Source organism: Arenibacter algicola, assembly GCF_000733925.1.
GTDB classification, from domain to species: domain Bacteria; phylum Bacteroidota; class Bacteroidia; order Flavobacteriales; family Flavobacteriaceae; genus Arenibacter; species Arenibacter algicola.
Map to the genome: position 1 here is coordinate 2,174,704 of NZ_JPOO01000003.1, position 23,476 is coordinate 2,198,179.

Annotated in this window: 14 protein-coding genes; 4 read left to right on the top strand and 10 right to left on the bottom strand. The window is 40.1% G+C overall.

What is annotated here, in order from left to right; genetic code table 11:
* Positions 1-98 precede the first annotated feature (98 nt).
* Entirely contained in the window at positions 99-227 is a 129-nt protein-coding gene (locus U735_RS26145) for a hypothetical protein (RefSeq protein WP_305765141.1), read from the bottom strand.
* A gap of 2 nt (positions 228-229) precedes the next feature.
* Positions 230-427 (bottom strand): hypothetical protein, encoded by a 198-nt coding sequence (locus tag U735_RS26150; protein WP_305765140.1) that lies wholly within the window; start codon positions 425-427, stop codon positions 230-232.
* A 198-nt stretch (positions 428-625) separates the two neighbouring features.
* Between U735_RS26150 and U735_RS0119855 the strand changes: the two genes are divergently transcribed.
* Positions 626-1,351 carry an energy transducer TonB gene (locus U735_RS0119855; RefSeq protein ID WP_031445487.1) on the top strand — a complete coding sequence of 242 codons (726 nt, stop codon included), beginning with the start codon at positions 626-628 and terminating at the stop codon, positions 1,349-1,351.
* 56 nt (positions 1,352-1,407) lie between these two features.
* Here U735_RS0119855 and U735_RS0119860 read toward each other — a convergent pair whose 3' ends face one another.
* Positions 1,408-2,310: a metallophosphoesterase gene (locus U735_RS0119860; RefSeq protein ID WP_031445488.1), complete on the bottom strand. Its 903-nt coding sequence runs from the start codon at positions 2,308-2,310 to the stop codon at positions 1,408-1,410.
* Between the two features lie 208 nt (positions 2,311-2,518).
* Between U735_RS0119860 and U735_RS0119870 the strand changes: the two genes are divergently transcribed.
* On the top strand, positions 2,519-4,888 hold the full coding sequence (locus U735_RS0119870) for a hypothetical protein (RefSeq protein ID WP_031445490.1): 2,370 nt from the start codon (positions 2,519-2,521) through the stop codon (positions 4,886-4,888).
* Between the two features lie 6 nt (positions 4,889-4,894).
* On the opposite strand, the gene U735_RS0119875 is transcribed toward U735_RS0119870, so the two are convergent.
* Complete coding sequence (locus tag U735_RS0119875) at positions 4,895-6,085, bottom strand: Pycsar system effector family protein (protein ID WP_031445491.1); 1,191 nt, start codon at positions 6,083-6,085, stop codon at positions 4,895-4,897.
* 54 nt (positions 6,086-6,139) lie between these two features.
* Here U735_RS0119875 and U735_RS0119880 point away from each other — a divergent pair, with 54 nt between their 5' ends.
* Positions 6,140-9,847, top strand: coding sequence for a metallophosphoesterase (locus U735_RS0119880; protein ID WP_103103998.1), 3,708 nt, complete (start codon positions 6,140-6,142; stop codon positions 9,845-9,847).
* Between the two features lie 29 nt (positions 9,848-9,876).
* On the opposite strand, the gene U735_RS0119885 is transcribed toward U735_RS0119880, so the two are convergent.
* From U735_RS0119885 to U735_RS0119905, 5 genes are all read right to left on the bottom strand, one after another.
* The gene (locus tag U735_RS0119885) at positions 9,877-10,737 is read right to left on the bottom strand and encodes a hypothetical protein (protein ID WP_031445493.1); all 861 of its coding nucleotides are present in this window, start codon (positions 10,735-10,737) and stop codon (positions 9,877-9,879) included.
* A gap of 66 nt (positions 10,738-10,803) precedes the next feature.
* A complete protein-coding gene (locus U735_RS0119890; RefSeq protein WP_031445494.1) occupies positions 10,804-11,700 on the bottom strand; it encodes a transcriptional regulator in 897 nt (298 codons plus the stop codon).
* Between the two features lie 73 nt (positions 11,701-11,773).
* Positions 11,774-13,120, bottom strand: a complete 1,347-nt coding sequence (locus U735_RS0119895) for a vanadium-dependent haloperoxidase (RefSeq protein WP_031445495.1) — start codon at positions 13,118-13,120, stop codon at positions 11,774-11,776.
* 38 nt (positions 13,121-13,158) lie between these two features.
* Entirely contained in the window at positions 13,159-16,407 is a 3,249-nt protein-coding gene (locus U735_RS0119900; protein ID WP_031445496.1) for a VCBS repeat-containing protein, read from the bottom strand.
* Positions 16,400-19,753 carry a VCBS repeat-containing protein gene (locus tag U735_RS0119905; protein ID WP_031445497.1) on the bottom strand — a complete coding sequence of 1,118 codons (3,354 nt, stop codon included), beginning with the start codon at positions 19,751-19,753 and terminating at the stop codon, positions 16,400-16,402. The genes U735_RS0119900 and U735_RS0119905 overlap by 8 nt, the downstream gene beginning before the upstream one ends.
* Positions 19,754-20,165: 412 nt before the next feature.
* Between U735_RS0119905 and U735_RS0119915 the strand changes: the two genes are divergently transcribed.
* Complete coding sequence (locus tag U735_RS0119915) at positions 20,166-21,818, top strand: solute:sodium symporter family transporter (RefSeq protein WP_031445498.1); 1,653 nt, start codon at positions 20,166-20,168, stop codon at positions 21,816-21,818.
* A 94-nt stretch (positions 21,819-21,912) separates the two neighbouring features.
* On the opposite strand, the gene U735_RS0119920 is transcribed toward U735_RS0119915, so the two are convergent.
* Positions 21,913-23,469, bottom strand: coding sequence for a RagB/SusD family nutrient uptake outer membrane protein (locus U735_RS0119920; protein ID WP_051892259.1), 1,557 nt, complete (start codon positions 23,467-23,469; stop codon positions 21,913-21,915).
* Positions 23,470-23,476: the final 7 nt, after the last annotated feature.

Here is a 23,476-nt window from a genome sequence, read left to right on the forward strand (position 1 = left end):
GGGGCTTATAGAAAATTCTTTCAATTTCAATTCCATTTCCCCTGGATTTGAAATCAATAAGGTCCGGTAAAATTCGTTGGGAAAGAACTGGCAGGTCATCACGTATTGCCCACGATTAATAAAAATCTCATCAAAGGAAGTTTTCCCCGAAAGTGACCTATCCATAATAAATTGTTGGCCCCCCATACGATATCCTCTGGGTAATATTGATAAAACAGATGGTACACCCCTAGGTGATAGACCAAACCATTTGGATCGTAAATCCATTTTCCGGTGGGCTAAAATGAAATTGTGGGCGGTGGGTTTCCTGATAAAGTCCCAGTTCGGTATCAACATCTTTTACAGGACCTAGTTTTTTCTCACCCTTGCACGACAAAAGTGCCAACCCCAGAACAACCCAAAACAACTTGATACGGTACTTTTTCAAAGCTACAGTTTTAATAATAATAGGGAAAATATAGCCGTCCTGAAACGTTCCATAAACGAATTTATATCCAAGACCCAATATTGCACTCTTTTTCAAATTAATAAGCACCGCAACCTACAGAAGGAAATATGCAAAAACTGATCTATGTCATATGAATTCATATAAATACATGGTAACTTATATTTAAAATACTGTGTCATGGAACCAAAAAAATATCCTAGGGCAGATTTAAACAGAAAAAGTGGACTTTTCTTTGTAATTGGCCTAGTTATAGTACTGTTTGTAGTATGGAGGGCTTTGGAATTAAAAACGTATCCCAAGGCAAATACTGCCATTGAGCAATTGACGGTAACAGATTACTTGGACGAGAAAGTACCGGTTACCGAGGCTTTGAATGTTCCACCACCTCCCCCTCCTCCAGCAGCGCCCGAAGTTATAGAAATTGTTGAGGATGTGGCCGAAATAGAGGAAACGGTGATTCAGAGTACAGAAATAAATCAGGAAACAATAGTGGAGGAGGCTCCATTGAAAGTTGAAGATATAGCAGTGGTGGAGGAAGAAGAGGAAGATGTTGAAGTGCCTTTTGCCGTAATCGAAAATGTCCCTGTTTTTCCCGGATGTAAAGAAAGCTCCAACGAAGCTCAGAAAGCCTGTTTCCAGAAAAAAATCCAAGAACATATTATGAAACAGTTTACCTATCCCGATGTCGCAGTTGAGTTGGGCATTGAAGGAAAGGTATATGTTCAATTTATTATAGACAACACCGGTTATATAACCAATATAAGAACAAGGGGGCCGGACAAATTATTGGAAAAGGAAGCCCACCGGATTATTGCCGCGTTACCGCAAATGACACCAGGAAAACAACGGGGCAGGGCCGTAAAGGTTCCCTATACCATTCCTATAACTTTTAGGCTGCAATAAGGAAAATAACAAGTCAGCTTCATTTTTGAAAATCCATTTTTATTTGAATTAAGAACCTAGGATTTGGCCCTCTTATAACTGCTAAGTTGTTGAGGCCCGTCCAGTAATATCCTAACAATCTGAAGGGTGCCATCGTCCTTTGTAGCTATTTCCCATTTTATTAGGGAAATGGTTCCCTTTTGGATCTCCAGCCCGGTAATACTCCGCGGATGAACACAGCTACCGTCATTGAAAAATGGAATTTCCCCGGGAGCAGGAAATCGGGGCCTGTGGGTATGGCCCACAATCGTCAGCATTTCATTGTTGGCCAAAATCCATTTTTTTATGCGCCTTTCAATTTTAATAAGCTCCTTGTAATTTTTTGCGGGACTTGTAGGATCGGCAATACCCCATACTTGCAATGGCTTCCATAAAACACGCACCAAGAACCTGCCCCAGCGCCAAAAAGTATAGTTCCACCAATCTGCCTGGTGCCCATGGGTCAAAAACAACTCTTGACCACTATCGTTATGTTTTAAAATTATAGCTTCGTGATAGTTAATGTCTTCAAACAATTCTTTATTGCAATTATCAATAGGCTCAAAATAGGATGATAGATTCCTTTTTACATACAATGGATCTTTATAAACCATGTCATGGTTCCCCCAAATCATATGGAGTCTTTTTTCTAGATGAAATTGCTTTAAAAGCTTATAAACGTTCTTGTGTGCAGTAAAAATGGAATCAAAGTTGATATTTTCCCAAAGTTCATCTCCGTCCCCCAATTCACAGTACATAAAGCCTTCTTTAAAGTAATGCCTTAGGGCATGAAAATATATATTGCGGTTATTGGCAAATTCGTCCGCAAAACTACTATCTCCCCTATGGCAGTCACTGAAAAGAATAATTTTGGAGCTATCGTCAAAAGGCAGGACTTTAGCATTTTTATAAGCCCTGGACAATCTGGCAGATGAGGTCATTTCTTTTAGGTTAATAGTTCATACTAATATGTGTTGGGACATGAGGAATACTCTGAACAACATCAACAAATTACCCATACATTTATTCCAAATGTACTTGAAAGGATAAATATCCACAAAAAAGAAGGATATTCCATAAGTGTCGAAAAAATGAAAAAAAGCATTTTCTTTTGTAACTTTACGCCCTTAACAAGGACTAAGGTGAGTAATGAAGGGATTATCTGAAAAAATATCACCATTGGAACATCATTTAAGCTTTAATAAATTATTGAAGCAGTACGATGAAATGGCAGAAAGCGAGGATTCGTTTTTGGCCACCAAGGCACGATATATTTTGAATGCCCAAGCTCCATATCCGGAATTGCGTGATGGTTTCAAAGACATCACCCTGTTGGAAAAATATAAGGACGTAATTCAAATAATTTTACAGGATTTGTTTTCGTCCGTACTTACCACCAACGAAATAAAAACAGCTTCTTCTCCATATACGGACATCATATTTAATTCCAGTAAGCGCTTTGAAAAAATATTGGCAGCTGCCGGACCAAATTATCTACCGAAAATCAGGAACCAAGAAGAAGAGGTGAATTATATCATGGCCTGTGTAGTCATCCTTAACTTTTATTACGGATTCAACTTAGATTTCAAGAGACCATTTTTCTACGATATCCCGGATGCCAATGGCGTAATGAGACATTACCGCATTTTGTACAATGCCGATTTTATAGAAATCCTTCCCAATGGGACCCCATTGGAAATTACCCAGGAAGACGTAGACAAGTTATTGGAAAATATAGACAATGTGGATCTTTGGAAACAAAAGATACCGCCCAATAGTTTTATGAGCAAAGGTTTTGTAATCTCGAATATGTTCGATGTTACTGCGGAGCATTCTATCTCCGAAATAAAATCCAACTTGATCATTAATGATAAGAGTGGGGGTAATTTCATTAAAGGGGTGGAAGAGACCTTTAAGTCTTTATTTGGCTTGCCAAATATGCGTATTGGCTTCTCGGTCTACAATTCCAAAGAAGAACAATTTGAGAGGGTTTCAGTAAATGGAATAAATAGTTTTATTTTACAAGAGAAGCAAGTTGAAACGTGCAATGAGGCCCTTTGCAAGTCCTCATATAGTAAATTAATTGATCAAAATCACTGTTTTGTAATAAGTGATGTAGACAAGTATTACAAGCTTTCAAATGGTATGCCTCCATATAAATGTTTGCACGATCAAAAAATTAAAAGTGCCCTTTTATCTCCCATTGCCAAAGATGGACAGTTACTGGGGGTATTGGAGCTGGTCTCTGATAAGGCCAATGACCTGAACAGCGTAAATGCCACGAAATTGGACGATGTAATTCCCTATATCGTTTCCGCGGTATTACGTTCATTACAAGAGGAGGAAAATTTGATCGATGCGGTTATCCAAAACGAATGTACTTCTGTGCACCCTTCCGTTTACTGGAAATTTAAGGAAGAGGCAAAGCGCTTCATATTGGATGATATGGAAGGCCTGCAGCCCTCTTTCCGCGAAATTGTTTTTGATGAAGTATATCCCTTATACGGACAGGTAGATATCCAGAATTCCTCCCAGGAAAGAAATATGGCAATCCAAAGGGATCTTATGATCCAGTTGTCCGAAATTAAACAAATAATGACCGAGGTTTGGCAAAAATATGGTTTGCCAATTTACGAAGAACTTATATTCAGGGTAGACAATCACCTAGATGAGATAAAAGAGGTCTTACATACCAATAGCGAACAGGCCATTTTCGATTTTGTACAAGAAGAAATAAACCCAGTGTTCTCCCATATCAAAAAATCCGATACCCACATTCAAAATCTTTTGCTTTCCTATGAGACCAAAATAGATAAGGGAACTGGTTCCTACTATGATCACAGAAAAAATTATGACCAAAGCGTAATGCTGATCAACAAAAAGTTGGCATCTGTAATCGACAGCAAGCAGGAAGAGGCACAGCAAATGTACCCACATTATTTTGAGCGTTACAAGACCGATGGTGTAGAGCACAATATGTACATAGGGGATTCCATAACAGGATCAAGGGCCTTTGACCTACTTTACCTTAACAACCTTAGGTTGTGGCAGTTACAGGTTATCTGCGAAATGGAAAATAAGCATTACGACCTTAAATCCAAGTTGCAGGTACAATTAAATGTGGCATCACTTATTCTAGTCTATAACGGCTCTTTATCCATTCGATTCAGGATGGATGAAAAACGTTTTGATGTTGACGGCACCTACAATGCCAGGTATGAGATTATAAAAAAACGAATCGATAAATCCTATATTAAAGGCACCAATGAAAGATTGACCCAAGCCGGTAAAATAGCCATTGTCTATTCACAAAAAAAGGATGAGCTGGAATACTTGCGATATATTAGGTTCCTTAAGTCCAAAGGTTATTTCAGCGGCAAGGTAGAAATTGTTGAACTGGAAGGACTCCAAGGAGTTTCCGGCCTAAAGGCCATAAGAGCTTCCATTTTATACAAATCCCACAAAGAAAAAGGCAAGACCTATACCTACGAGGACTTAATGCTGGAATTGAACAAATAACATTGGTCATAAACCGCGATCCGGACCAAAATACTTAAAAGATACGACAAAGGCAATTACAGAAACAATCATTCCTATAATAAAAATAGTATAGGTCCAACGCAGTATTTTATACTTCCTGTTCAATACCAATCCAAGATAATATAAATCCTTGGTCAGTGAGGAATAGATATAATCCTTGTCCTGTACCAATTCGTTTATAGCCCATTGATAGTCCTCCAATTTCATTTTGTGAAAATTTCCAAAAAACAACAAGTTTACCTTGCGTTGCTTTACATCCTCCTTGGTAAACTCGCCCTGGGTAACATTTGGTCTTGTTGCAAGAACGGCAAGTACCATTGAAACTACACTAAAAACAACAAATAACAAGGTGGGATAGATTAAGTAATTGTTGGACGGATTGTCCAGTTTGGTCATAAGGTTGGACAACACCAAAGATATAATAATCGCATTAACCGAGAGCAGGATATTAGCCTTGGTATCAGCAATATCACTGAGCATTAAATGATTTTTTAGAGTCACCCGAAACAAGGTCTGTATACCCCTATCCGGACTTTCGCTCTTGTATTTGGCCTTTAACTTTTCCTTCTTCACTAAATTTTCCTCCGCTTTTTTTCCCTTAATAAGCCTTCTTATATTTTTATTCTTTTCTTCCTGCCAATTTTGGAGGGCATAATCAGTATAAAAACGCTGTTCCGTTTGAAACATCTTGAGGTTGGCCTCCCGCCATTCCTTTTGTGTATAGGTTGCCAATCCTAAAATATCCAACTCTTCCCTAAGTAGTTCAGCAGTTTCCAAATAACTCTTCTTTCCGAAATGGGAGCAATCAGCGTCCCTGATAATTTCTTCCAAGAGGTTTTGGGGCTCATAGAACCTTTTGGTGGCCATAATGAGGCTACATACACGATCTACTTTTTGTTTATCGTATTCCTGCCTACCTAAAAATTCGCGTGTTATATCACAACTGGTCTCTTCGTGATTCTCCGAACCTTCTGTATATCCAGTATCATGCAACCAAGCGGCCAATAGCGCTATTTCGTTTTCCTTCTCTCCCAAATCATAGAAGTTCAATAATTCTTTAGTACTTTTAACAACCCGTTGCGTATGGCTTAAATTGTGATATAAATAACTGGAGTCTAGCTTAGTAGACAATAAATCAACAACAAAATTTTCAGTTTTTTCGAGGATTTCCGACATAAGAGTTAATTATGACCCACAAATTACAAAATTTTGATTTCTAAACAGATGTACATGAGGAAACATTACTTACTTATAATAATACTTTTTCTATTGGTAGGCTGTGCCACATATAAAACGAAATATGTGGAGAGTTCCACCGTTGGGAACATATCAGGCGACAGTGAATTATTGCACACTTTTTATTTGATAGGGGATGCGGGTAAATCTCCAATGAACGATCAAAGTGAAGCACTGAAGGCTTTCCAAAAGGCCTTGGGAAAAGCCGGCAAAAATAGTACTGCCCTATTTTTGGGCGATAATATCTACCCTGCCGGAATGCCCAACAAAAAGGATTCCACCCAAGCCTATCTGGAAGCTAAAAACAACTTGGATGCCCAACTGGAGACCCTGTCCCAATTCAAGGGCAATCCCATATTTATTCCTGGAAACCATGATTGGTACAATGAAGGTCTGGAAGGACTTGAAAGACAGCAAAAATACATCCAAAAAAAATTAGATAGCAAAGAAGTCTTTTTTCCCGAAGATGGCTGCCCGATAGAGAAAATATATATCAACGATAAAATAGTGCTTATCGCCATTGATTCTGAATGGTACTTGACCAATTGGGACAAACACCCCAAGATGAACGATAAATGCGAAATAAAGGACCGTGAAACCTTCTTTGAGGAATTGGAAAGCCTTATCAAAAAAAACCGGGACCGGACTACCATATTGGCCATACACCACCCCATGTTCAGTTACGGGCCACACGGCGGACAGTATTCGGCAAAGCTTCATCTAAACCCTGCAGGCGGCAAATTTCCCTTCCCCGTTTTAGGTTCTTTTGTAAACCTTATCAGAAAAACAAGCGGAGCCTCCTATGCCGATCTCCAGAATAAAAGATATACAGAATTAAGGAATCGTCTGGTAACCTTGGCCCAGTATTCGCAGAAAGTTATCTTGACTTCGGGCCATGAACATACCCTTCAATATATTGTGGAGGACAATACCCCCCAGATCGTTAGTGGTTCCGGGGCCAAGGAAGGGGCCACAAGGCTATTGAACGGCTCTAAATTCTCTACTGGAAGAATGGGTTTTGCAGAATTAAAAGTATACAAAGATGGTTCCTCCGAAGTAAGATATTTCGGTGTTGGGGAAAATAATGATCCCGACCTTCTGTTTTCTACACAGGTACTGCCTCCGGATAGAAACGAAAATTACATATTTAACGGCAATGATTTTCCAAGGGAGGTAAAAGCGTATGTTTACTCTAAGGAAGACATTGAAAAAAGTAAGTTTTTCAAAACTATTTGGGGCGAAAGGTATAGGAAGTACTACGCCATGGAAGTAAACGCCCCTACCCTTAGACTGGATACTTTGTTTGGAGGTTTAAAACCTGTCCGTAAAGGCGGTGGCAACCAATCCAAATCCCTGAGATTGTCAGATAAAAATGGAAAGGAATACGTAATTAGGGCAGTTAAAAAAAGTGCGGAAGTATATCTACAGGCCATGGCCTTTAAGGATAAATACGTTTTGGGAGAATTTAAGGATACCTATACCGAGAAACTTTTAATGGACTTTTATACCGGGGCTCTACCGTACGGCCTTCTTACAGTGGGAACCCTTTCGGACGCCATTGACCTCTACCATACCAACCCTAAATTATACTATATCCCAAAGCAATCTGCCTTAGCAGAATTTAATGGGGAATTTGGGGATGAGCTTTATATTTTGGAAGAACAGGTGGGCGACGGTCATGGGGAATTGGGCAGTTTCGGATATGCCGATAAAATTGAAAGTACCTGGGACATGATCGATAAAATTAAGCGGGACGAAAAATATGTAGTCAATACGGACAGATACTTAAGGACGCGATTATTTGATATGGTCATGGGCGATTGGGATAGGCACGACGACCAATGGCGCTGGGGGGAAGTGAAGGATAAGGAAATAGGAAAGATTGTTTTTGAGGCCATCCCAAGAGATCGGGATCAGGTGTATTCCATTTGGGGAGATGGGGCGCTGATGGGGGTTGCAACAAGAATAATTCCTGCCCTTCAAATGATGGAAGGATTTAATAATGACATTAGAAATGTGGAAGCATTTAACAAGAGTGCCTATGGGCTGGATGTAACCTTATTGGCCGAAACCACAAAAACCGATTGGGAGAAGGAAGTACAATATATACAGCAAAACCTAACCCCAGCGGTAATAGACGAAGCATTTAAAGCCTTTCCCCTAGAGATTTTGGACGAAAATATCCTTAACTTAAAGAGCATACTTCTATCCCGGATAAACAACCTTCCCAAAATTGCCGAGGACTACTTTTTGGCACTCAACCAGTATGTTGTCATAAAAGGTACCGATAAGGATGATTGGTTCGAAATTAACAATTTGGCCGAGCAAGAAGTGGAAATCAAAGCTTATAGAAAAATAGACGGAAAAAAGGAAAAGCTTTTTTTTCAGAAGAAATTCAACCATAATATAACCAAGGAAATTTGGATCTATGGTTTGGACGATGATGACATCTTCGAAGTCGAAGGCGGTAAGGGGAACAAAATAAAAATTAGGCTTATCGGCGGACAAAACAATGATGTTTATGACATATCTGAAGGCAGCAATACTTGGATTTATGACCATAGGTCCAAAAAAAACACCTTCAAGGAAATCAAGGGGGCAAAGCTGCGACTTACCAACGATTACGAGACCAACACTTATCAGCCACTTAAACTTAGGACTAGCACACGCCAGATAATACCGACCATCGGATTCAATCCCGATGATGGTATGAAGCTTGGTTTTAATGCCTCAAATACCTTTTATGGACTACGACAAAACCCTTATACTACCCAACACAGTTACAATGCCGCCTATTATTTTGCCACCAATGGCTTTGAGTTGGGCTATAAAGGAGAGTTTGCCCATATATTAGAAAACTGGAATTTGGAACTGGCCGCCCGCTTTACAAGCCCCAATTTTAGCGTTAACTTTTTTGGAATCGGAAATGAGACCGAAAATTTCGACGATACTTTGGAGATGGATTACAATAGGGTAAAAATTCAAAACTTAAGTTTTTCTCCTTCCTTGATTTGGCGTGGACAGCTGGGGGCAAAATTCAGAACTGGAATTTCTCTTGAAAGTCTGGAAGTGGAAGAAACCGAAGACAGGTTCGTGAACACCTTTTACCTGGCCAACGGGGAGGAGAACAGGAACAGTTTTATAGGAGTTGATGCGGAATACACCTATGAAAATTTGGACAATGACGCTTTCCCTACTATGGGAATGACAACTGGACTGCTCTTGGGTTACAAGGCCAGTTTGGAGAACCAGGATCAGGCCTATGCCTATATAGTTCCCAGTCTTTCCTTGGATCATAAATTAGTATCCAATGGTAGATTGGTCCTTGCCTCCAAATGGAAGGCCCATTTTAATTTAGGGGACGACTACGAATTTTACCAGGCAGCCAGTATAGGTGGGATAGATGGACTTAGAGGTTTTAGAAACCAACGATTTTCCGGTAAGAGCAGTTATTACCAGAATACAGACCTTAGATACAGTCTTAAAAGCCTAAAAACAGGATTATTGCCCGTTACCGTGGGAGTATATGGCGGTTTTGACTACGGAAGGGTCTGGACTCCCAACGAAAATTCCGATCTATGGCACACCTCCTACGGAGGAGGATTTTTTCTTAATGGAGCGGATGTGATGACGGCGAGGGTAGCCTTGTTCAACAGTGTTGATGGGCCAAGATTTTCCTTCGGTATTGGTTTTGGCTTTTAATTTAGAACGGTAGATTTTTTGATTTCGGGTTAGTTGCCCAACACAAAAGAATATAGATTTCTTCCCGTTTTCGCAGACTCCTCGTCCGATAGCAATAAGGTATTGTTATTGGTAAAGGAAACGGATTCCAATTGTGTATATACGCCCAGATCTATCGTTTTTAGTGTCCCACTGGAAATAAAATTGTCCATTACAAAATTCGTAAACACCCATAATGTACCATTGCCCAACAGCACTATAGTCTTACCATCAGGAGATATATCGGCAGAGGTTATTTGCCTATTCCTCTTGCCTTTCGGAGGAATAAAGGAACCCAAATATTGGGCTTTGTGCTTGCCCTCTAAAGCAGGTACTTTGTACAATAAGGCTTCTCCGTTAAATGGCTGGGTCCTGTTTTTGGTGATGATGTAGAAATTGTTCCGGTAATAAAAAAAAGCCTCGGCATCATAAAGCATTTTATTCTTTTTGGGAGGAAAATCTTTCTGCTCAGGGTAATTAAATTCAATCTTTTCCGCCTTAATATCATCCCCATTTTCTTCATTGGGATCGGGAATTTTATAGATAGCCAAATTCTTTCTGTCGTTGCCATTATTGCCAAAATCCCCAATAAAAACATTACCATTTTCATCATTTGCCATATCTTCCCAATCATGGTTTTTGGCATTCTTTACTTTTAATTCCTTTACTAAGTCACCTTTATAATTCACCTGATAAATTTTATCGGGATTACCTCTGTCCATAACGAACCAAACCGTTGAGTCCTTGGCAGGGACCATTCCTGAATTCTCGGTCAATTTATGGGGAAGTTTGGTAACATAGGTCAGTTGTCCATAATTACTGGCACAGCTGATTATTGTTCCCCAAAGCAGCAATAACAAGTATTTTTTCATGCAATTAAAAATTTAATCATCTAAATGGGGAACTAGCAAATTAGTCCTGCTTATGCGTATATTCTATCATTCTTTTAAGGGCATATAGATTTCAGCTATCCAATCCAATTCGTTTCCTCCGAAATTTGGGTTGCTAAAAAATACCTCAATAGGCCTTTCCCGCACCTCCATCCCATTCTTCTTGGCATAATCCAACAAGGCGTACCAAGCACGATCAGAGGTAATATAGTTTCCGTTATAAATGGCTTTTATCGCCCTAAGGCCCTCAAATTTCTTATACTTTATAATGTCATTTTGGGGAAGGCTATCACTCTTAATAATGGGATAACAAAAATTATAGCTAATACTGTCCAATTTCCTGTTCCAATCGGTAATTTCCAGAAATGGTCTTCCGTTTAGTTCAACATTGTTGTCCACAAGCACAGTACTTAAAATTGGATAATTCTGCATCATTCCTTTCGCTTTGCCCAACTGTGAAGCCTTTATGGGTATATAGGCACAATAGGTATCCGGAAGCTGTTGTAGCGTATCAACAACAGTAACCTTAAATTTTTCCAAATGTTCCGTTAGCGCATTGTTGAAATCCAACACAGTACTCTTGGTCCGTTTTTCGAAACCCGTATCGAAAAAAGGAATTTTCAATCTATTCCCCAAACTATGATCTACATCCTTTATGTACACCTTTATCTTAGTAGTTGAATCATTGACAGGGGTTATTTTCCATTGATATTGGAATATGGAATCATTGAATTTTAATTGCTGATCGATATTCAAAAAATCCTTTTCTTGCAATAGCACAGTATTCTTATTGGTATTGCCCCACACTTTTATGCTCTGATTAATGGTCCCAGGGAATGTCTTGGATACAATGGATACCGAATAATCATAGGGTTTTATAAACAAATACCAAACCAATGATCCCAGAAGAAGGAAAGCTACTAAATAAACAATTTTGTTTCTCACTAATTGTAATTTTATGCTGGGTAAGTAATTCTTGAAACCTTTGGGAATGCTGATTTGAATCCAGTCTAAAAACTTACTTGGACACCAGTTCCTGATTCCCGTTCATTTCCAGTTTATCCACAATAAATTTGCCCAAACTCCTGCCTTGTCCTACCCCGACTTCCACTGCGGCCCTATAGTGTATGCCCCCGTACATTCTACTAATGGCAGCTTCATCTGCAGCCTGATTAAAAGAGGTGAAACTTCTTATAGGCAGACCAAAAGGTATTTCGGTATCGTCATCAAATGCAAAATTATCCCCAAAAATACTGGTCAAGGCCGTAGCTGCCGCACCAGAAACCACGGAGTGTCCGCTGGTGTACTCAGGGAATGGTGGCGTTTGAAGCACAGGTGCCCAGTTTTCATCTATATACTGATTTATTACAGTTTCCGGACGTATTAAATTAGAGCGGTATTTTTCGTCCCAACAACTTATAAAGGCATCGGCTATTGCCATTGAGGTTTTGGTATAGGCAAATACGGTTTTATCAAAATCCGAGTTTGTTTTTTCGCAGGCAATTTTGGTAATCCCAATCCAATGGGCCCCTGGTGTAATCTTCTTTGTTGCGAACATTAAATGCCCCCTGGTTACGGAGACATAGGGGTTACAATCCCAGAATTTTGCAATAGCTATCTCTTCCGAACTATCCCCTTTGGCAGTAATCTCTTTACTAATATCGTACACCTCTTTTACTTCCCTGTAAAAGTCGGACCCTTTATCCATAGAAAATGCCGGTGGTGGTGCTGGTACAAATTGATTTGCAGAGTCAATAACAAACGGCCTTATTTTACTCCAATGAGGCTCTATCCCGTCCATATAAGCCGGTGGGGTGGGTTGCCAACGCGAATCATCGTCCGTGTTAATAGTAAACTTGGGCATAGTCCTAGTCTGCTTGTAATTGTCCTTGTCCAACCAATCCCCTATATGTTTTGCCACGGCCAGACCATATTCCTCAGAGTTCTTAAAGATGGTCAAGTTTTTTTCCTGCCAATTTGCATATAAACTATCTCGATGCACCTCAATCTTATCCTCGGAAAAAATTAAACGCTTACTTATTTCCATATGCGCTATTAGGGCCGCCATTTGATAATTGACAGGCTTATCCTCCACTGGAACAGGAATAGGGGTCAAATCTGTAACCTGCCCTACCAACGATTTGTAATCACTATTGTTAAGGGCCACAATTTCATATGCCGCTATATTGGGATAAGCAAAAATTCTACTGGCCACTGGGGGTGAAAAAATATCATGGATCATAACTTCCGTGACCTTATGGATAGACCTATGGAGATCCTGGGAAGTAATAATTATAGGCTCTTCCTTTTTGTTGCATGATATTACAACCGCAAATAATACAAATAATCTTAAATATAGTTTCATCTTAATCTTTTTATCCAAATAATAATATTAGATCTCCCTTAATCGCCCAAGTCATAAACCTGAGCCTTATCATCATTAAAGGTAACCAAGAGATAGGTCTTACCGTTTAAATCTATCATCTTCAAATGTCTAACAGACTTAAGTTCCAGTTCCAGTCCTAATTTGTTCCCCAAAATTACATCATTTTTATCCTTTATCAGTGCTCCTGAGAAGGAATCCAACCTGCCGTGATATGGCTTAATCCCAAAATAGTTCCCTGCTGCCAGAATTTCCGTATTCCCGTCCTTATCAAAGTCATACTCTACAAATGCCCTTATTGGGGCAACCTGTAATTCCGATTTAAAGGGAACAAATGAATATTTCCCATCATTATTCTCCAAATAACCAGATTCTAGGGTATTTACTTCTAGAACGGTACTATTTTTAAGGGCATTTTCATCTAGAACCTCTTCTATGGATTTTCCGGCAAAGGACTTATAGGTCAAAAATTTCTTTCTCAGGCCTACCATTTGGGCCGATAGTTCATCCAACCCTTCCAAAGGATAATATTGGCCATTTTTTTCAATAGCCACTACAGTCTCCGTACTTCCGTTCTGGTCAAAATCCGAATAAAACATTTTCATTGGATATTTATCCGATGCTTTAAATTTGGTGTTGCCTCCCCAATTTCCCAGTAGATAATCCATATCCCCGTCCTTATCTATATCAAATGGGATTATACATTCCCATAGTCCGTTATAAGGACGGTCCAAAGGTGAAGTTTCTATCAATTGCCCCTTATTGTTCTTAAAGAATTTTGGCATCATCCACTCCCCTACCACTATTAAATCCAACACGCCATCATTATCAAAATCTGTCCAAACTGCATCCGTGACCATTCCCAGCTTTTGCAGTTCCTTGTTTTCTACAACAGTGAACCGACCTTGATTGTTTCTTAGCAAAAAGGAATTGGGGATATTTCCAAAATCGTTGGTTATGGCGTTATTGCCTATAAATAAATCCAAGTCCCCATCATTGTCAAAATCACTTTCCCTAATTACAGCTGCATTTTCAAAATATTCCGGCAGAACAGCAGCTTCAAAGCCTGTACTATTTTGAAGGTAATAACTATCTGTTAAGGGAGGCATTTCGTTATAAAAATCCCCCCCTCCGGTACCTATAACCAGATCGGCCATCCCGTCTTTGTTGAGGTCCGCTATTAGGGCCGTAATATCCTCCTTTATGGAATCGTTCGCAATATTATCTATTCGCTTTTCCAGATAGGTAGTATCCCCTTGTAAAAATATTCTGGACGGAATGTATTTGGAACCTCCAAAGAATAAATCTTTTTTTCCATCCCCGTTCAAATCCCCAAAGGCCAATGCCGGACCACGATCCGATATTTGATAGGGGATCAATTTTTGTCTGTTGATATCCAGATAATTGTCCTCCACATGCTCAAAATTGATTCCCAAATTACCTGTAACCTTATGGAACATCTTTTCGGAAGTAGGCGATAGCGAATTATAATTGAAGGGTTTTGTATTTTCCGGGGAAATAACCAAGGTTTGATTGGTAGCCACTTCTTTTATGACCTGAAAGGTCTTATTGGGCCAAACAATTTTTATGGAGTCTATCTTCTCCTGTTTTCCAAAACCAAAATGGACCATAGGTTCGGAAGAGGCCTGGAACCCCCTAACGGTATACAATTCCTTATACTGCAATTGCCCATTTATATAGGCAAAAACTTTGGTGCCTATACCTAATTTATTCTTTTCCGTATAATTAAACCTGAGTTTTAAATAATTGGCTTTGGTGTCCGTTTTATTGATATACAATGCCGCTGGACTGTTAAGGGTATTGGTTATAAGGTCCAGATCACCATCATTGTCCAAATCTGCCATGGCCGTAGCCCCGGAAATCAGGGTGTCCTTTGCGGTCCATATTCCGGACATATCCTGATACTTCATGTCCTCCCCGCCTTTAAAAACATAATTATGCGTCACCCCGGACGGCATCATATTAATGGCTTGTTGGTCCACAAGTTTGGTATTGTTAAGCTTGTTTTTTATTTGTTCGTCCGAGGCGAATTTTATAAAGTCGAGGTCGTTGGGTCTTTTGGGAATCCCATTGGAAATAAAGATATCCTGTTCCCCATCTTGGTCATAATCCCCAAAAAGTGCACTCCAACTCCAATCGGTCGCTGCAATTCCGCTTTGTATTGCCGTTTCGGAATAGGGCGCATTTTGCTGGTTTACAAACAGCATATTCCTGGAATATTGGTAATGGTACCCAAAACGGGATACCCTTAGAATCTGGGTTTGGGTAAGGTCGTCCCCCTCAGATGACTTTAGGACCTTTTCATCTTCAGGGAGCATGTCCAAAGAAATAATATCTGGCCAACCATCATGGTTAATATCGGCTACGTCATTCCCCATGGAAAATTTGGTAGTATGTCCAAAATAGCTCCGCAATTGTTCGGAAAATGTTCCATTACCGTTGTTGATGTAATAATAATCGTCCTCGTGAAAATCGTTCCCAACATAGATATCCGGATATCCATCCTGATTAAAATCGGCTATGGCAATGCCCAGTCCGTATCCATTGGCACCACCGTATATGCCAGCTTCCTCGCTAACATCTACAAAAATACCCCCATCATTGCGCAACAGCCTGTCCCCGGATTGGGCATTTCTCTTTTGCCGTACTTCGGCCTTTCCATAAGATTCCTGGGTATGTACGGCATGATTGAGCAGATACATATCCAAATCCCCATCCAAATCATAATCCAATAAGGCGGCGGAACTGCTGTAAGTATCAAAATCGAGTCCAAATTCGGCTGCACTTTCCGTAAAGGTATTATCCCCATTGTTAATATACAGCTCGTTGTGTCCGTTAAAGCCATTAATACCCACAACGGCGCAGACGTAGATATCCAGGAGTCCGTCCCCATTAATATCCCCCATAATGGCCCCCGTATTCCAGGTACTGCCCCCAGCTACACCCGCAGTGTCCGTAATATCCCGAAACTTTAGGTTCCCCTCATTGAGGTACAATCTATTTTTGACTTGGTTTCCGGAAAGAAAAACATCGGGCAGTCCGTCCCCATTAATATCCCCAATGGCTACTCCGCCACCATTGTAGAAATAGAGATAGTCAAGAATATTCAGATCATCCGACTCCGTAACGGTATTCTGAAAGTTAATCCCCGTTTCACTTGGCGATGGGTTCCTGAAAACTTCACCTTCCCTAGGGCCACAACCCAAGAGAACCACTGTGAATAAAACAAAAAAGTTATATCTACTCATCCAGTGCAAAAACTTTTGGTTTGTTATCATTAATGGCGGCAATTACGAACCGTTTACCATTGCTGTCCTGAAACTGTTCAATATGTTTCACCTCCTCTTTTATTAAAAACCCGCTTTCATCGTAATTCTGCCATTTAAAATCCAATTTTTCATTGCCCAAAAGTATACTTCCAAAATTGGCATCCAGGCGTGAATATTGAGGTTTGAATTCAAAATTATTACCGCCCATAATCAGGTCCAAATAGCCGTCGCCATTAACATCGGTACAGGTAATTCCGCAAACGCAGGACAATTGTACCCGCCCTGGTAACTTTTTTATGGTAAATTTTCCTCCCCCTTCATTAATGGCAATTACCGATTCCTGTATAGTGCCCTCCTTTACTATGGATTTATCAAAGGTTTCGCCAGAAAACAATTCCCCGATCGTTCTTTTCGCATATTCGGAAGCTTTGAGGTTTTGCTTTTTCAAGGCCACCATTTGGGTCGTCAACTCTTTCTTTTGATGAATGGGATAGTCCTTCCCTTCAAAATTTCGCGTGGTAATTTGTTCAATGGTCCCATTATTATCAAAATCATTGACCCACAATTTCATGGGATTTTCCCTAGAGCAGGAATAGGGCACATTATTCCCCTGATTTCCCAAAATCAAATCATAATCGCCATCATTGTCCAAATCTTCTGCACTTACTACATTCCACCATCCTGTTAAACTATCCAATGCAGTATTCATCTTGGACATTCTCTTGCCGGAGTTTTTATAGATTATGGGCCTGCCCCAATCTGCCACGGTTATTAAATCTTTCTTCTTGTCACCGTCCATATCTACCCATATAGCGTCTGTTACCATGCCAGCCTGTTTGGTATCGTAAGCCAGACGTTCTGTAGCATCCGCAAAAGTACCGTCTCCCTTATTTTCAAGGAATAAATGGTCCGGATCCAAACCATAATTCCCTACAACATTCCTAGAACCTATAAAGACGTCCATATCCCCATCATTATCAAAATCATGGGGCGCAATCACGGCTATATTTTTAAAGGTACTTGGCAAAATTTGGGATGAAGCCTCAAAAACCCCTTTTCCATTGTTAATATATAGCCTAGCCCTATAGAGTTTTTCATCACCTACCTGATTTCCGCCATTACCTACCAAAAGATCCATATCCCCATCACCATCTACATCCAAAAAAGCCGCCGCGGTATCCTCTAGTGCCACATCTTTTTCAAAGGCTTTTTGCACGCTGGCCGTTAAATTTCCATTGCCCTTATGAAGATAGAGTACCCCTGCCTGGTTGGCCCCACCTCCAATAAAAACATCCTCATTACCATCACCATTAACGTCCGCCACAGCCAAGGCCGGTCCTTCTTGGGAAAGCATTTTAGAAATCAGCCCCTCGTAATCAAAGTCATTGTAATTATTCTCTTTGTGCACCAAAAGCTTGGAACTGGCCAATTCTTTTAGGAGTGGATTAACACTTTTATTATTCGGCACAAATATATCCTGGGCCTCGGAATTCTTAAGGGTCAGGAATTGATTGGTTTTAATATTGTTGAATTTTTGGGTCTGGTCGTCGGGCCAAATTACCTGTAGGGAATCAATGGAGGTATTCTTCCCCAGACCAATGGTCATTACATAGTCTACCGAAGATTGAAACCCTCTGGAAGGCATTAATTCCTGTACAATTACCTGGTTGTCAAAATAAAGTTTTACGGTAGTACCAATGGCAAATTTGTTCCCGTCCCTGCCTTCAAATTTTAATTTAAGATAATTGTTTCCGGACTTTTTTTCGCTGTGGTTCTCATAGACAAAGGCCTCCATATTAACATTATTTACCACAATATCCAGATCTCCATCATTATCTAGATCACCATATGCAGCTCCATTGGACATACTGGGCAATTCCAAGCCCCAATTTTTGGTTTCATTGGAAAATGTTATGTCACCATTGTTCCTATAGGCGTAGTTAGGCTGGGGGGCAATGGGCATTTTGGCTATAATGGAATCTATGGATTGCTTCTCCCCTGTGAGTGCCATTTCCTGGATAATTTCGTTGGCAAAGAAGTCAACAAAATCCAGATCCGTTAGATCGTGATTAATCCCATTGGTTATATAAATATCCTTTAAACCATCATTGTCCATATCGAACATTAGTCCGGCCCAGCTCCAATCGGTTTTGGCAACGCCACTGTAATAGGCTATCTCGGAAAACGTATTATTTCCATTATTTAATTGAAGGGTGTTCTGTATGTACTGCTGGTAAAAATCCTTGCTCTGCTTTAATTTAAAAACGTTGTAGCCTTCAAACTCCATGACAGATTTCACCCTTTGGTCCCCTTCGGGCAACATATCCGTAATAAAGATATCCGCATAGCCGTCATTGTTTATATCGGCCATGTCTATTCCCATTGCGGATAAACTTAAATGGGAGGTCCATTGTTCAATTTCCTCCTTAAAAGTTCCATCCTTTTGATTGATATAGAGGTAATCCCTTTCGTAAAAATCATTTGAAACATAGATATCCGGATAGAGGTCCCCATTTATATCACTGACCATTACCCCAAGTCCAAAGCCTATTAAACTTCCATAAATGCCAGCTTTTTCACTAACATCCACAAACTTGCCGTTGTCATTTCTAAGGAGCATATCACCCACACCCTTAAAGATATCGGGTACTCCGGCCCAATCCTGGGCCCTTACCTCGCGTTGTTCCGCATAGCCAAGACTACTTACGGGTACATTACTGTTATTTAGGATATAGGCATCCAGATCCCCGTCCTTATCGTAATCAAAAAATGTGGCGTGTGTAGAAAAACCGGTCTTGGCCAAATTATACTCAGCTGCCTTCTCGGTAAAGGTAAGATCTCCATTATTTATATACAGGTCATTGTCATGGTTATTACCCTCCATATTACCCGCATTACTTACATAAAGATCCAATAAGCCATCATTATTAATATCTACCATGGTTACCCCTGTAGACCAAGGTTTATTACCCTGTACCCCCGCTTTCTCGGAAATATCCTCAAATTGGAGCCCCCCTTTGTTCAAATACAGTTTATTGGGAACCATATTCCCGGTAAGATAAATATCGGGCAGGCCATCGTTGTTAATATCACCAATTGCCACTCCGCCGCCATTGTAGAAATTTCGATACTTAAAAATATTAAAGTTTTTCTGGTTCACCACCTTGTTTACAAAGTCGATACCTGTTTTTTCCGAGGCCAATAAAGAGAATAAGGAATCCCCGTTACCCTCGACCACTTTATCAACTTCTTTTTTTTGGGAACAAGACCCCAACAATAGTGCTACCGTTAAAATAAGGCTTCCCCTTATTATAAGTTTACCCATATATCTTTGTGATTATTTTTTTGAGATGGCCTTAATATCCATTCAATATTTTCTACGGCTACTTACCATTTTAATTTCAATCCATTTTGCCAATATTTTTTCCAGCCAGTAAGGAAAAATAAATTCCATAAAGTACATGGCCTTTTTGGACCTCCATTCAAAAGATCTAAAATCGTTATGAAAGCTGGTATTCAAAGGGAAAAAACCACCCTTTAAACATAGGGACCAAGATAAATAAAGTTGAATAATTTACAGGTGTAATCAATGTTAATAATTGATATTTTTTTGCGCTTCCCCGATAGAATTTTGATTCACCCTGTAAGTGGATTTTGTGATAAAGTAAATATACATGCCATATATTATAAATAATCCAATATATTTAGCCCAACAATCAATTAAACTCGAAACTATAATGTTAGGAATTCTTTCTTTCGTAGGCTTTACCCTTTTAGTGGCACTTATAGCCTACTTGGCTACCCGAAAAACTGATGAAAGTTCCTCCGACGGTTATTTCTTGGGAGGCAGAAGCCTTACCGCCGGAGTAATAGCAGGTTCTTTACTGTTAACAAATCTTTCTACGGAACAAATTGTAGGTCTTAACGGGAGTGCCTATACCGATGGTTTATCGGTAATGGCCTGGGAAACCTTGGCCGCAATTGCCATGGTAGTAACGGCCGTATTTCTCTTGCCAAGGTATTTAAAAGGAGGACTTACCACCATTCCACAATTCTTGGCAAAAAGATTTGATGTAACTACCAAAACCATTACCTCCGGTCTCTTTTTAACCGGCTATGTGGTAGTACTTTTACCTGTTATCCTATATTCCGGATCCGTAGCAATAAGTGGTATGTTCAATGTTCCCGAACTTTTGGGGGTTTCAGATTCCACCGCCTTGGTATTGTGTATTTGGGGAATTGGAGTCATTGGGTCTATTTACGCAGTTTTTGGTGGACTTAAAGCTGTTGCAGTTTCGGATAGTATTAATGCCGTTGGCCTCATTGTTGGGGGGATCTTAATACCCATTTTTGGATTGATGGCCATAGGGGACGGAAATATGTTTACCGGTCTTGATAATTTAATTACTTCGGATGCGGCTCGATTTGACTCTACCGGTGAAGCCGGACAGGAAGTGCCATTTTCTACGATTTTCACAGGAATGATGCTGGTACAGCTTTTTTATTGGGGCACCAACCAACAGATTATCCAAAGAGCTTTGGGAGCCAAAAATTTGGCCGAGGGTCAAAAGGGATTATTGTTGGCTTCTTTTTTAAAGATTCTGGGTCCCTTAATTTTGGTGTTGCCCGGAATGATTGCCTACTATTATTTTGATGGCAGTTTAGCTTCCAGTGACCTTGCCTATCCAGAATTGGTACGTGCCGTATTGCCTAAACCTTTGGTCGGATTTTTTGCAGCTGTCCTGTTCGGGGCCATATTGAGCTCCTTTAACAGTGTGCTCAACAGTTCGGTAACCTTGTTCGGAATTGATATATACAAACAGCATATAAATAAGGAAGCCCCTGAAAAAACGGTGGTAAAATACGGTAAGATATTTGGTATTTGTTTGGCATTGGCCGCCATGTTCATAGCGCCAATGATAGCCAATGCAGGTAGCCTGTTCAATTACCTTCAGGAAATAAACGGTATATACAGTATTCCTATTTTCACGATTATTGTGGTGGGCTATTTAACCAAGAGAGTGCCTGCCATAGCGGCCAAAATAGGGATCTTTTCAGGATCTTTATTATATATTATAAGTCAGTTTATCCTTAAGGGCCAGTTTGTGGAAAAAGCGCTGGAATCGGCCAAGGCCTCAGGCATTACCGACCCTGCCGCATTGAAATTAGTAGAGGCCGATGCTTATCCGCACTTTTTACACATCATGGCTATTTTGTTCGTTACCAATGCCGCAATAATGCTTGTTATTGGAAAATTTTACCCAAGAAAAGAAGACTTTGAATTGGAATACACCAAACAGGTTTCTATAGAGCCCTACAAATATGTAAACCATGTAGGGATTGCCATTTGCGTTATAGTAATTGGAATTTATATTTATTTTGCCAAATAGTTTCTTGGCAATTGCGCCAAACAACTTTACCGCATAAAAAAGAGGGCTGTTCAAATGAACAGCCCTCTTTTTAGTATAAACCTAAACCAAATTTTTAGTAACCTGGATTCTGAACCAAATTGGGATTGGAAAGCAAAGCCGTTTCCGGGATAGGGAAAAGATTCAGATTTGGATCTCCCGTTACTTCCTTTAAACCCCAAGGAGCGGTAAATTTATCAAATCGAACCAAATCGTTCCTTCTCCAAAATTCTATATATAGCTCCCTACCTCTTTCTGCCAATAATACATCCTCTGTAACACTGGGTAAATCTGGGGTATTCGTTCTAGCTTGTCTCAATTCATTGACCATTGAAGTTATATCCCCTCCCATACGCATCATGGCCTCTGCCTTCATCAAATGGGCATCGGAATATCTAAAAAGAATCTGATGTTGTCTAAAAGAGTTAATTTCCCCTCCATCATTCGGGTGGTATTTTAGAATTCTTACACCATCAGCTTCTCCATTTCCTACCAAGGAGGTCAACTCTTTTTTCAATATTAGATCGCCACCCTGTCTATTTTTCAATTTAGTCCCGTCTTCATTGTACTGTTGATTGATCAAAAAGCCGTATCCCAGACCTAAATTAATATTATCCGCATTGGACGCATCTGGCACCCATCCTCTACGTTCCTCTTGGCCATCACCTACATAATTGGTATTGGGATCGCCTTCAAAAGAGTCATAGAATTCGGCCAAGGTAGAAAACCCATTCCAGCCACCACCTGTATTGTCAGGGGAGTTCATATTGTAATGCATACTGTTCCATATCCTCGCTCCAATATCACTCTTTAAAAAGAAAATGGTCTCAATATCATCCGAGGATTCGAATATTTGAAAATACCCCGTTTCTATTCCAAAGCCCAAATCCGCTATTTCGTCAACAGCATCTATTACTTTTTGCATATTGGCATCATCCGCGGTGCCCCCGTTATAGATATGGGAATTCAAGTATAATTTGGCCAAAAGAAAATTTGCCGCCGCCTTTGTAGCTGTTCCCGTATTAGCAGTACCTGGACTACCATCGGGCAAGCCTGGCAATGCCGCCAATAAATCCGACTCTACAAAGCTGAAAGCCTCACTTCTAGTCAACACCCTTGGATTAATTTCAGGACCTTCGTCCACTTCCCTAAAAGGCACGGATCCAAAAAAGTCCATAAGAAAAAACATATTAAATGCCCTTAGGTATTTGGCTTCCGCCAATACTTCTGCACTCGGACTACTTTCTATAATCTCGCTTGCCCTAAATACATTCTGATTTAAATTGTTCCAGGCATTTTTTATAAACAAATGCGCAGGGGTCCAGGTATGGGTATGCAACTGTCTCCAAATTCCATTATCACCCCAGTCGGTTCCACGTGTTGGAATCAACAACTCGTCCGTTGTTACTTCGGACATGGCGTACATGGTTTCTTGGGATGCAAAATCTCCACCCACTTTGTTATAAAGGTCACTAAGAGAGGAGGCCGGATTGGCCACTGGTGTAAAACCGCCACTAGTGGCCTTAGTTATGATCGAATCCGTTTCTTCTATCTCCAAATTGGTACAGCCAACAAGGCCTACCAATACAAATATGGAGCCGAAAAAGGGTTTCATATATTTTTGTATGTTCATAATGCTA

Bases quoted from the DNA above. Each gene is read 5' to 3' on its own strand.
- U735_RS0119855 (WP_031445487.1), top strand. From the start codon at position 626: ATGGAACCAAAAAAATATCCTAGGGCAGATTTAAACAGAAAAAGTGGA.
- U735_RS0119860 (WP_031445488.1), bottom strand. From the start codon at position 2,310: ATGACCTCATCTGCCAGATTGTCCAGGGCTTATAAAAATGCTAAAGTC.
- U735_RS0119870 (WP_031445490.1), top strand. From the start codon at position 2,519: ATGAAGGGATTATCTGAAAAAATATCACCATTGGAACATCATTTAAGC.
- U735_RS0119875 (WP_031445491.1), bottom strand. From the start codon at position 6,085: ATGTCGGAAATCCTCGAAAAAACTGAAAATTTTGTTGTTGATTTATTG.
- U735_RS0119880 (WP_103103998.1), top strand. From the start codon at position 6,140: ATGAGGAAACATTACTTACTTATAATAATACTTTTTCTATTGGTAGGC.
- U735_RS0119885 (WP_031445493.1), bottom strand. From the start codon at position 10,737: ATGAAAAAATACTTGTTATTGCTGCTTTGGGGAACAATAATCAGCTGT.
- U735_RS0119895 (WP_031445495.1), bottom strand. From the start codon at position 13,120: ATGAAACTATATTTAAGATTATTTGTATTATTTGCGGTTGTAATATCA.
- U735_RS0119900 (WP_031445496.1), bottom strand. From the start codon at position 16,407: ATGAGTAGATATAACTTTTTTGTTTTATTCACAGTGGTTCTCTTGGGT.
- U735_RS0119905 (WP_031445497.1), bottom strand. From the start codon at position 19,753: ATGGGTAAACTTATAATAAGGGGAAGCCTTATTTTAACGGTAGCACTA.
- U735_RS0119915 (WP_031445498.1), top strand. From the start codon at position 20,166: ATGTTAGGAATTCTTTCTTTCGTAGGCTTTACCCTTTTAGTGGCACTT.
- U735_RS0119920 (WP_051892259.1), bottom strand. From the start codon at position 23,469: ATGAACATACAAAAATATATGAAACCCTTTTTCGGCTCCATATTTGTA.